9 protein-coding genes and 1 pseudogene are annotated in these 11007 nt (G+C 38.6%); 2 read left to right on the top strand and 8 right to left on the bottom strand.

The window, feature by feature from the left end:
• Window positions 1–21 precede the first annotated feature (21 nt).
• The 3 genes from urtA to BM299_RS15885 all read right to left on the bottom strand — a co-directional run bounded on the left by urtA (window position 22) and on the right by BM299_RS15885 (window position 5427).
• On the bottom strand, window positions 22–1281 hold the full coding sequence (urtA, locus tag BM299_RS15875; protein WP_092486636.1) for an urea ABC transporter substrate-binding protein: 1260 nt from the start codon (window positions 1279–1281) through the stop codon (window positions 22–24).
• A 317-nt stretch (window positions 1282–1598) separates the two neighbouring features.
• Complete coding sequence (locus BM299_RS15880) at window positions 1599–2687, bottom strand: response regulator transcription factor (protein WP_092486638.1); 1089 nt, start codon at window positions 2685–2687, stop codon at window positions 1599–1601.
• Complete coding sequence (locus tag BM299_RS15885; protein WP_245779827.1) at window positions 2680–5427, bottom strand: hybrid sensor histidine kinase/response regulator; 2748 nt, start codon at window positions 5425–5427, stop codon at window positions 2680–2682. The genes BM299_RS15880 and BM299_RS15885 overlap by 8 nt, the downstream gene beginning before the upstream one ends.
• Before the next feature lie 276 nt (window positions 5428–5703).
• On the opposite strand from BM299_RS15885, the gene BM299_RS15890 reads away from it, so the two are divergent.
• Window positions 5704–6834 (top strand): response regulator, encoded by a 1131-nt coding sequence (locus tag BM299_RS15890; RefSeq protein WP_092486662.1) that lies wholly within the window; start codon window positions 5704–5706, stop codon window positions 6832–6834.
• A gap of 217 nt (window positions 6835–7051) precedes the next feature.
• Here BM299_RS15890 and BM299_RS15895 read toward each other — a convergent pair.
• Window positions 7052–7276, bottom strand: a pseudogene (locus BM299_RS15895) (IS3 family transposase); the annotation flags it as partial.
• Between the two features lie 59 nt (window positions 7277–7335).
• Complete coding sequence (locus BM299_RS19110; RefSeq protein WP_131820664.1) at window positions 7336–7587, bottom strand: hypothetical protein; 252 nt, start codon at window positions 7585–7587, stop codon at window positions 7336–7338.
• Between the two features lie 219 nt (window positions 7588–7806).
• On the opposite strand from BM299_RS19110, the gene BM299_RS15900 reads away from it, so the two are divergent.
• Complete coding sequence (locus BM299_RS15900) at window positions 7807–8352, top strand: hypothetical protein (protein ID WP_092486641.1); 546 nt, start codon at window positions 7807–7809, stop codon at window positions 8350–8352.
• 783 nt (window positions 8353–9135) lie between these two features.
• On the opposite strand, the gene BM299_RS15905 is transcribed toward BM299_RS15900, so the two are convergent.
• The 3 genes from BM299_RS15905 to BM299_RS15915 form a co-directional block, all read right to left on the bottom strand.
• Complete coding sequence (locus BM299_RS15905) at window positions 9136–9417, bottom strand: hypothetical protein (RefSeq protein WP_092486644.1); 282 nt, start codon at window positions 9415–9417, stop codon at window positions 9136–9138.
• A gap of 84 nt (window positions 9418–9501) precedes the next feature.
• Window positions 9502–10269 (bottom strand): DUF4367 domain-containing protein, encoded by a 768-nt coding sequence (locus tag BM299_RS15910; protein WP_092486647.1) that lies wholly within the window; start codon window positions 10267–10269, stop codon window positions 9502–9504.
• On the bottom strand, window positions 10259–10660 hold the full coding sequence (locus BM299_RS15915; protein ID WP_092486650.1) for an RNA polymerase sigma factor: 402 nt from the start codon (window positions 10658–10660) through the stop codon (window positions 10259–10261). Before BM299_RS15915 ends, BM299_RS15910 begins: the two co-directional genes overlap by 11 nt.
• Window positions 10661–11007 lie beyond the last annotated feature (347 nt).

Genomic DNA, 11007 nt, shown 5'->3' on the forward strand with positions numbered 1-11007 from the left:
AAAGCTGCTTTTATTAGTTAATTAGTTACTTAAATCTTTAGCCCAGGCATAGGATTTAAGATAAGGATCTGGTTTTACAGCTTCTTTGGTACTCCAAATCTCCTTGATCAAGCCATCTTCCTGCACCTCACCGATTCGGACAGGTTTCCACAGGTGCTGGTTCTCTCCCTCAATCTTGACCAATCCTTCAGGGGCTTTATACTCAAGCCCTTTAGCGGCCTCTCTAACCTTGTCAACATCAGTAGAACCTGCTTTTTTCACTGCTTCAGCCCATAGATGAACTTGGATGTATGCTGCTTCAATGGGATCGTCAGTTACTCGATCTGCACCGTATTTTTCCTTATATTTCTTAACAAACTCTTTGTTTTCGGGGGTGTCTGTGGTCTGATAATAATTCCAGGAAACCAGATGCCCCTTCATGTTTTCAGCGCCAATGCCGCGGATCTCTTCTTCCGCAACACTTACTGAGAGAGTAGTCAGGTCTTGCGAAGTTATCCCGGCATCTTTTAACTGCTTGAAGAAGGCAACATTGCTGTCACCGTTCAAGGTGTTGAAGACAACATCGGGTTTAGTTGCCTTGATTTTGTTAATGATAGTACTATAGTCCGTGTGTCCAAGGGGTGTATATTCTTCTGCAATCAGTTCTCCACCCATAGCCTTAAGCTGCGCTTTGATGATTTTATTGGCTGTTCTTGGGAAGACATAATCGGAACCAAGGAGGAAAAACTTTTTGCCTTTGTTCTCCAGCAACCATTCAACAGCCGGTACTATTTGCTGATTTGGAGCAGCACCGGTGTAGAAAATGTTTGGCGAAGCTTCCATTCCCTCATATTGGACCGGATACCACAAAAGTCCATTATTCGCTTCAAATACCGGAAGTACTGCCTTACGGCTGGCAGAAGTCCAACAACCAAAAACAGTTGCCACTTGATCATTTTGCAAAAGCTTCTTGGCCTTCTCTGCAAATTTAGGCCAATCGGATGCGCCATCTTCAATGATGGGTTCAATCTTTTTGCCAAGAAGACCACCGGAAGCATTGATTTCCTCGATAGCCATCATTTCAGCATCTTTTACAGATACTTCACTGATCGCCATGGTACCGCTTAAAGAATGCAAAATACCAACCTTGATCGTATCACCGGCATCTGTTGCAGCCGGCTTTGCCTCATTTGACCCTCCAGTTTTCTCTGTGCCACACCCTGCCAAAAGCAGCGACAAAACAAGCGCAATAGTAACTACCCCAGCGATACCCTTAAATTTGTTCGCAAATCTTATTTTCATTGCTATATCGCCCTTCTTTCTTTAATGTAAATTCAAGTTTACCAACATACATTTCATGGCCATGAACGTAATGTGGTTATGATGGCTATATATAAAACAACAACACAAAAAGGCGCTATGAAAATTCACATTCAATCATTGAATGCATTTTCATAGCGCCCCAGCTATGCTCTTATGACTAACTTAGTCATTACCTATAGCCATCATTTAAATAATATCTTACACTGAAGTTTGATAAAATTTAACACCAAAAAACAGTAATCTCACCCCAAAAATCTGTAATAGTTAAACCTGTCCAGAACATTTTCCAAATGCAATTAAACATTATTGTATAATTTTTTAAATTCTGTGGGCGTGTGCCCGGTATATTTCTTAAACAGGCGACTGAAATAATCCGGCTTACTATAGCCTAATTTCTCACTGACTTCATAGTTTTTAAATTCACCGGTTTGAATGAGGTATTTGGCATGTTCCATTTTGACTTTGGTTACAAAATCGTTAAAGTTACAGCCTGTCTTTTGCTTGAATAGTTTACCGACATAATCTTTACTCATGTGCACTTCGTTGGCGATCATTTCGAGTTTAATATCCTGTTCAACATGCTCTATAACGTAAGCACAGGTTCTCCTGATTACACTATCGGCATGATGTAATTCATATTTCTTGATCATTTCTAAGCAGCTGTTAATATACATAAAGAATTTTTGCTTCATCTCAGCAATTGATTGAGCCTCCGTCATATCATAGGTAAAATTTTTGTCTCCAAGTTTTTGTAACCAGGGAAAGGTAGCATAAATCTTTTCACTTAGATTGGCAAGCAGCATATTCAGTAAAATGCCCATTTTGTATAGATCATTTTCAAATATTTTGGTAATTTCCAGCAAGGTGTTTTCTATCTCTTTGGTGATCAGAGAACTGCCGGAAAGCAAGCAAGCGGCAAGTTTTTTTTCACGCTTCTTGGGATAATAAAGCTTTAGGCTTTCTGCAAGCTGCTTTTTCTCCGCTTCCATCTTCGTTCTTTTTTTGTATTCTTCATCTAAATAGGTTTTTGCTCTTTCTAAAGCTTCGCCAAGCAAATCATCATTAAGAGGTTTGGTCATATAGTCAAAAACTCCCAAGCGTATACCTTGTTTGGCATATTCAAAATCACTATGTGTACTAAGAAAAATAACACAAGCTTGCCAATTCATACTTTTGAACTCCTGCAGAAACTCAATGCCATCCATACCCGGCATTCTAATATCTGTAATAATCAGGTCAAAATAACAAGATTTCAGCTTTTGCAAAGCCTCTTTGCCGTCACAAGCTTCGTCTGCGATGGCAAAGCCATAAGATTCCCACTTCTTAAACCGCTTGAGCATATATCTTGTTGATCTGTCATCATCAATAATCAACACTTTATACATTTTTTGTTTCTTCCTTACTTGATCCATCATGAGCACCTTTTCCTCTAATTCTCAAAATAATCTCTTGCAAATCCGCTGCTGCTTCGTAGAGATTATAGGACGAGATATTCTTATCTAATCGAGCATAATCTTTTTCCCCTAAGTTTTGCTTAAGCTTATTTTTGTATGTTTGAAACAAATTTTTTGCCTCAGCATCTCCGTCCTGCAACAAAGCAAGCAACTCCATGAGAACTTTATGCACATCTCCAGAATCAACCTTTTTTTCTTCCTCTTCTTTAATACCAAGCACATCATCTAACTGAGTAGTGGCAAAAACACAAAGTGCCTGCAAATTTACCTTGAAATCATGCATAGCCTGGTCAAGTTGATTCTGATCATTATTTAATATCACTTGTTCCAGTGTTACGCTGGCATCTTTCAAACCTATTGCTCCAATATTATTGGCAATGCCTTTGATTGTATGGACTAATATTTTCGCTTCCGTCAAATCGTTTATAGATAAAAGATACTCAAGTTTATTTGCATCTTCACTATGATTGCTGATAAATTGCTTCATTATTTCTCTGTATTTCCTCTTGTTACCACCTAGTCTTCTGATCCCCTTTTCCCAATCAAGACAAGCTTGAACATCTTTTGGCGCTCCGGTTTCTTCATCAGGCATGTCCGCAAAATCTTCATCAGCAGCTTCGATTTGAATATAACTCTTCAATACTTCAATAAGTTTTAATGGATTTAATGGTTTAGTCAAATACCCGTTCATGCCTGCTGCTTTAGCTTTTTCAGCCACGCCTTCCACCGCATCCGCCGACAAAGCGATAATGGGCAGGTTCTCGGTGCCCTGTAAAGCCCTTATGCGGCGTGTTGTTTCGTATCCGTCCATCTCTGGCATTCGAATATCCATTAAAACAGCATCGTAAAACTTTTTTTCAACCCTCTGTAAAGCTATAAAACCGTTTTCAGCTGTATCGGTGTCAAAACCTAAGTGGTTAAGAATTTCTTTAGTCATCTGCAAATTAATGGGATTATCCTCGATAAGCAGAATTTTTTTCTTTTCAAATATTCTTGTTAATTTTGCAATTTCACCTTCCTCCTGTTCCACAGGAATTTTATCTGCAATTGAAAAATTAGCTGTAAAACTGAATGTCGACCCCTTCCCTACTTCACTTTCCACTTCTATATGGCCGCCCATGAGTTCAACCATTTTTTTGCAAATAGCCAACCCTAAACCTGTACCACCATATTTTCTTGATGTCGACGCATCTCCCTGGGTAAAAGCTTGGAAAAGCGACTTTTTCTGTTTTTCAGAAATGCCTATCCCGGTATCAGCAACGCTAAAACGTAAATTAAGCTGGTTTTGCTCTTTTTCCAGTAATTCCACCAGAATATTTATGCTTCCCTCATGGGTAAACTTTACGCTATTGGCCAGCAGGTTTAAGATAACCTGTTTGAGTCGCACTGGATCCCCTTTTATATACTGTGGTACATCCGGTTTGATGCTTAAATTAAGTTGAACCCCCTTGCGTTGAGCTTCAACGCCAATCATACCGCAAAGATCATCTATAATTTTAAATAAATCGAAATCAACCAACTCAAGTGTCATCCTGCGTGCTTCGATTTTTGAGAAATCGAGAATTTCATTGATAATTCCCAGCAAGTTTTTGGCTGCCATATCAATCTTATCGGCATACTCTTTTTGCTTCGGATCTAAGTGGCTATTCTCCAATAAGTATGTGTATCCTGTTATTGTATTTAGCGGTGTTCTGATTTCATGGCTCATATTTGCCAGAAACTCACTTTTGGCACGGTTGGCACGCTCAGCCTCATCTTTAGCAGCTTTCATAGTTTCTTCCGCCTGTTTTCGTTTCACCAGTTCATCTTGAAATGAGCCATATAAATCATTGAACGTCATAGCAAGCAGTCTGAGTTCATGCGAGCCTTCGGGGATAAGCCTGAAACTTTCATTACTAAAAGAGATATCTTTCAATAACTCGGTATAATTCTTAATTGGATAGTTAATTTGTGTAAAAAGAATTCTAATCAACACCGCAACTGCACCAATAATAATACCGGCAAGTATGGTTTGTAAAATTGCCGCTCTTCTGGTACCTTCACGAGCCACTTCCAATTCAGCTTCCAAACGTGCATTCATAACTTGTTGGAATTTCTCAATGGGGCTCATGATACTTTTCTTATCCGCGTCATACTGAGCATCAAACATAATAGCACGTGCTTTAGCAAATTTTTCCTCTTTGCTTAGCTGCTGTTCTTCTTCACTTAAACGATAACTGGCGACTTCAGGAACCATGTTAGCTTCTTTTTCTCCCAGACCTTCTAAAACCAACCGCATGGAATGTCTCTCAGTTTCCACAAGGTCATCGGAATGTTTTTTCGCCTCTGCCAACAGCGCCTTCTCAGCAGGTGGTGAATCAAGTTCACCAAGTCGAGATATAACATAATCCCTCGTTTTTGTTATATTAATTTCTTCCCAATATTTATATAAATGGGTGATATCTTTAGTTACAGCATATTTTCTTGCTTCCGCTGTCAAATAATCGGAAGCGTCCGCCAGATCCATACCAAGCTGTTTGAATTCTGTTCTTCTTTTTTCAGCAGTTTGCTCGGCTTTAATACTCTGACTCATATATAAAATACTTCCTGCCAGCAATGTCGCTATGAGGAAAAATATGCCCAAAATCAGCGCACTAATGGTTGACTGCTTTATAATCATTTTTGAGCTCACGTTCTTTACCTCCGCAACTTGCTTAATATATTAAACATATCATCAAAAAATTACTAACTGGCCAAGGGAATCGTTAAACAGGTAAATAAAATAAAGGCAAAGAAGTTGGTATGCAAGCTCTGCAAACCACAGCCTCTTTGCCTTGAAATTTATTGTAAACTATAATAACAGCTTTTGCAAATGTCAAAAATAAAAATCCAAAGGGATTGTTTTCATACGTTCCTTCGTTTAATATTTAATCATCTGGAAGAGGACGCACAGAATATATTCACGGAGATGATACCCTTGGAAATAATCCAAAAGAACAATCAACCAGAAATATTACTGGTAGAAGATACACCGGAACATATTGAAGCAGTTGTAGCAGTACTGCAAAAAAACAATTTTAGAATAAGAATTGCCAACAAATGGAGTACTGCTCTAAAACTTTTAAGTCAGCATCAACCGGATTTGATTCTATTAGATATTTTTATGCCTGAAATGGATGGTTTTGAACTGTGTAAAACTATTAAAAGGAACCGTGCATATAGTAGTATCCCCATCATATTTTTAACTGCCCGGGATGATGAAGATAGTATCCGGAAGGGATTCGAACTTGGAGCACAGGATTACGTAATCAAGCCCTTCAACACCTCCGAACTGCTGGCCCGTGTAAAAACGCACATCAAGCTAAAGCAGCAAACTGAATCGCTCAAAGAAGCTAATCGCGAATTAGACAGCTTTTGCTATACTATAGCTCACGATTTAAAAGCTCCGCTGTTGTCAATTAATAAGCTTATTGAATATCTTGTTGCAGATTATAGGAATGAACTAGATAGTGAAGGCCAAGAGCTGGTTACTATTATTCAGGAAAAATCTCTGGAAGTCATTGCTATCATTGAGCATTTGCTTGAGTTCTCAAAGATGTGTGAAATGCCAATGCAAAATGAAGTTATACAGTTAGAGCATTTGTTTCTTGATGTATATAATGAGCTTGTTCAGCTACAAGGTGAACGGCAAGTCGAATTAAATCTTAAACCTTTGCCTAATGTAACTGGCGATCCTGTAATGATGAGAATGCTTGTTTCAAATATACTTTCTAATGCATTAAAGTATACGCGGACCAGGGAAATTGCCATGATCGAGGTTAGCTTTAGCGAGAGCGAAAACGAATACACCTTTGCAGTGAAAGATAATGGTGTAGGGTTTGATATGCGTTATTCAGCTCGACTTTTTGGAGTATTCCAAAGACTCCATTCACAAAATGAGTTTGAAGGTTCAGGTGTAGGACTCGCTATATGTCAGAAAATACTCAAAAGGCATAATGGTCAAGCCTGGATGATTGGCGAAATTGATAAAGGTGCTACTTTTTATTTTAGTTTTCCGAAGCAAGCGGCGTGCGCCGCAGCAACATTGAGGTCTACTTGAAAATTTAAGTTTTCCCAGATATACTACCTAATTCCTTAATAATATCACCTCGTAATTTAAATCTTAGAGTTTTAACGAAGAATCCTACCAATATGGAACCGGGAGGGGGTCGAGAAGTTGGCCCAATACATTGTCCGGACTCCCATCGCACAGGAAAGTAGTCTTCCCCCGATAAATTAGACAGTGATTGATTTATTTCCATGTGTAGTTAATATTGTCAAGAAGCGCATTGTCCTAGCTTTTCATAACTTTCCGGACTCATGTAGTTTATTGAAGAATGCATCCTAACCCGGTTGTAGAATACTTCTATGTATTCAAACAAGTCCCGGCGTGCCTGGGCACGAGTCTTATATAGCCGATGGTAAACCAACTCCGTTTTGAGGGTGTGAAAAAAACTCTCCATTACAGCATTATCCCAACAGTTTCCTTTTCGGCTCATAGAGCACTCTATATGTATACTCGCCTTTCCTCTCCCACAGCTTCCAGCACCTCCTGTTAATACTATACACTCTTAACTTGGTGTCTATCAAATCGAGGGAGAGGCAAACTTTCAGGCTGATTGTTGGCAGGTCGACCGAAATTAGAATAAAGAGATGAAATAACATCTTTAAGAGGGTCTAAATCAAGCACATATACCTTTTCAATAAGGTCAGCATAAAAACTCATTTGGGATTCATGTTCTAAAATTAAAGACTTGAGCTTAGATACCAACCAAACTTGATATTCATAGTGAGAACGCCAATAACCTAACAAAAAAATCGCCTCCGAAGATGGATTAAAGGTAAAAAATACTTAAACAGCGTTTCTACTTAAATGTAACAAGCCTAGAAAATTTTAATGGAAAGGATGGTAATAACATATTTTTATAAAAAAATCTAATTCTTAGGAGGTGAATTTTATGAAAAAGCGTATAGTATCAATTACCGTAATTTTTGCTTATTATTAGTGAACTTTTTACCGGCGGCCTTTGCTATGGAAAAAGACTTAAAAAATCAGGATATCAAAATTGTTTATATAAGCAAAAGTAAAAGCAAAGTTTTAGAGGCAAAATCTGGTTCTACTACTACCTATATAGTTCTTGTAGATCCAATAAAAATTAATGACCTTTCAGATAAGAAAAAAATAAAGAAGATTACGGACAAGGACAAAGAAGCTAAAATAGTAGGTAATCGAACTTACTTTACTTTTGTCGATGATCTTGAGAAAGCTAAAAAAATGGCTGATAGTGCACCTACCTCCGATAGTAATACTTCAGGGGAAGTTTCAACGGAACCTATTGATTACTTTTGGCACTACAGTTATATCGAAGACTATTATTCCGGAGGCGTCCTTAATTATCATACTCACTTAACACCAACTGATGTGGCATATGTTCGAGATGTTGGAATAGCTATAGCGGATACGTTGTCAGCCGTACTCGTTGCTACTGGGGGTGTTACGGGACCTGTTTGGCGTTGTGCTTGGAGGTATAGTAACTATTGCAATACTCAGTTATTTCCAATTTACAACCAATTCTGATGGTTCATTAGATATTAATGCAAAACGCACAGACTTGAATATCAATGATACTACGGTTGAATCAGGAGAACGCCTTGGTCTTGCCCAAGCTGGAACCGGTTATTGGAGGACATACTATTGGCCCAGTAGTGCACCCGATTATAGCTTACAAGGGGGATTTATGGCAAAATACGCAAGGTTAATACCAATAATATTTTTATTATTGGTAACATTAATTACAGATACATTTGTAAGGTCTTACTTTATTGATATCGGATTACCTCCTAAAGATACTTATACCATAACAATAATTTCTGTAATAAGTTATATTTTAGGTGTCCTATCAATGGAGTTATATAACCGTTATCGTTAAAATATAATGCTCGGTCGTCAAGGAAGGGCAAGACCCTTCCTTTTTCTCCTAAATGGGGTCTGACCCCAGCGAACGGTATCTCTTTTTTAGATGAAAAATAGAACAATATCAAACACCGCCTGTCCTATATTAGCCAGAATTAGCGGGAAAGACGCTGGTAAGTTATGAAACGATGAAGAACTGGCTCAAGCTAACTTGAAGCAGAAACTGTTCCACAGTCAATGGAATTATATAATTTCACCCAATAGCCTATGCCACTGAATTTTTTTTGACTATTACCATTTTTTTTGAAACCAAATGGCGCACTGCAAATTAACGAAGGCCCCCGTACAGTTTGGTCATATACACACATTACCCTAACCCATTAGACGAATTTGACAATTCCAAAGATATTTAATTAATTGATGATTATAGTAAACTAAATCAATATGTTACCGTGTCTTGATTGTGCTCCAGCCACTACTGGTGGATTTCTGCAATGAGACAGTCAAATCTACACTGTGTGAATCGTCGTAAAGGGTAACAATCCCTACGCAGGTGGCTTTTCCGGATGAGCTGATAGATAGGCCCGGATTTAACATAGAGATGTACGTAAATTGAGGGGTTATTACTGCTTTTTGGGACTCTTTTTTTGTCCCCGCATCTGCGTAAACCGGAACAGCGGAGAAAATGACCATAAGGAAGAGAATACCCATGCAGACAAATTTTTTCATAAATAAAAACCTCCTTTTAATTATCTTTCACCCATTAAAGACAATTAAGGGAGGTTTTCTGCAACAATAAAATTCAAATATATTTTACTTTACATAGATAACCCCTTCGGCTACCTTCATCGCCGTGTCTTTACCCGTTCGTGTCTGAACCATAAGAATACGGTTATCCATTTCCCATACGATTGTAACCATAGAATTTTTCACCATAAGCGTTCCCTTATGCCCATTGATACTGACTGTTTCAAATTCAGAAGCATCCTCCGTATCCACCCCGGGGCTGTTGGCTCCGCTTAATTCCGTATAAATGATATGCGATTTGTCTTGCTGGTTTTCAAATATGATTCTTTTATAAGATTCGCTGCTGGAAATGTTGCTGACTTTATATCCGTCCGGTATATAGGTCGGAACATAGCTATTTGTCCAGTTTACAACCAGATTCCCACCCTCCGGGCCGCCACCGCTGTCCTTTAATTGAAAAGACGTATATTCTGGTTGAATATTCATTAAAAAATTCAGCACCCTGACCCTAACTGCCTGCACGGTCCCCACGGTGGTAAAGAATATAACAATAATGGCCAGCAAAGCGACAGCAGTTCTGTTTAATGCTCTCAACATGCGCTGCCTTCTGGCGTAAGCCTTCGGCTTTTTAAAATGAGCATCCAGTTGTTGGTTAAACCTTTTGAATGTCTCCCCGGAAGGCAGGGCCTCCGAGGTATTTTTCAGCTTTTCTTTTTCTTCCAGAAAAAGCTTTCCTTCCTTTTCCGCGGCATCGTGCATGATCAGTTTGAACAGACTGTCTTCATATTCCTCATAAAGCTTTTTTCGAATTTGTTCCGGGCTGTTATTCAGCACGCTTATTCATCTCCTTATCCATGAGTTCTTTGGCTGCTCTTCGGGCTCTTGTCAAATATTGCCGTACACTGTCGGGGGCTATTCCGAAAGTTTCCGCTATTTCCGTATCAGTCATTTCCAGTATGTACTTAAAATACAATAAATCTTTCTGCTTCTCCGAAAGCCTCAATATGGCATTCCCCATCTCTTCTATTTCTTCCTGATGGATGATCCTGTCTTCTATGGTGCCTTCAAGGCTGGGAACCTTTTCCGCCAGATCCATGTCTTCTCCATAATACGTATGCTTTTTTTGTACACTTCTATGTTTCATGAAGTTGATTGCCAACCTCCTGGAAGTATAGACAACATAAGCGGCTGTCTTGCAACTGTCTAGAGTTCGAACTAAAGATATCTTTTCAAGAGCCTGTTCGAAAAGCCGTCTCTATCATGAAAAATAAAGAAATAATTACCAAAAATACCATGGCTATTTTGACAAAAATCATGTCTATTTATGCTAAACAATATTATCACGTAAATTGCGCTTAAAATTGGACAGAGATATCCTGTGGATTGTGGATAATGTTTTTTTCAGGTATGAATTTAGTTTTATACACCAACCGGGTGTGTAAAACTATTGATTCGCATTTTATTCAAAAACTCATCCCGTTCCTTTGGAATAACGGTAGCACGCATATGTTTTATCATCAGCTTAATTAGTCTAAAGATGTCCGTCATTACAGTAAATATCTGCACCCTGGG

The organism is Desulfoscipio geothermicus DSM 3669 (assembly GCF_900115975.1).
In the GTDB taxonomy this organism is placed as follows: Bacteria; Bacillota; Desulfotomaculia; order Desulfotomaculales; family Desulfallaceae; genus Desulfoscipio; species Desulfoscipio geothermicus.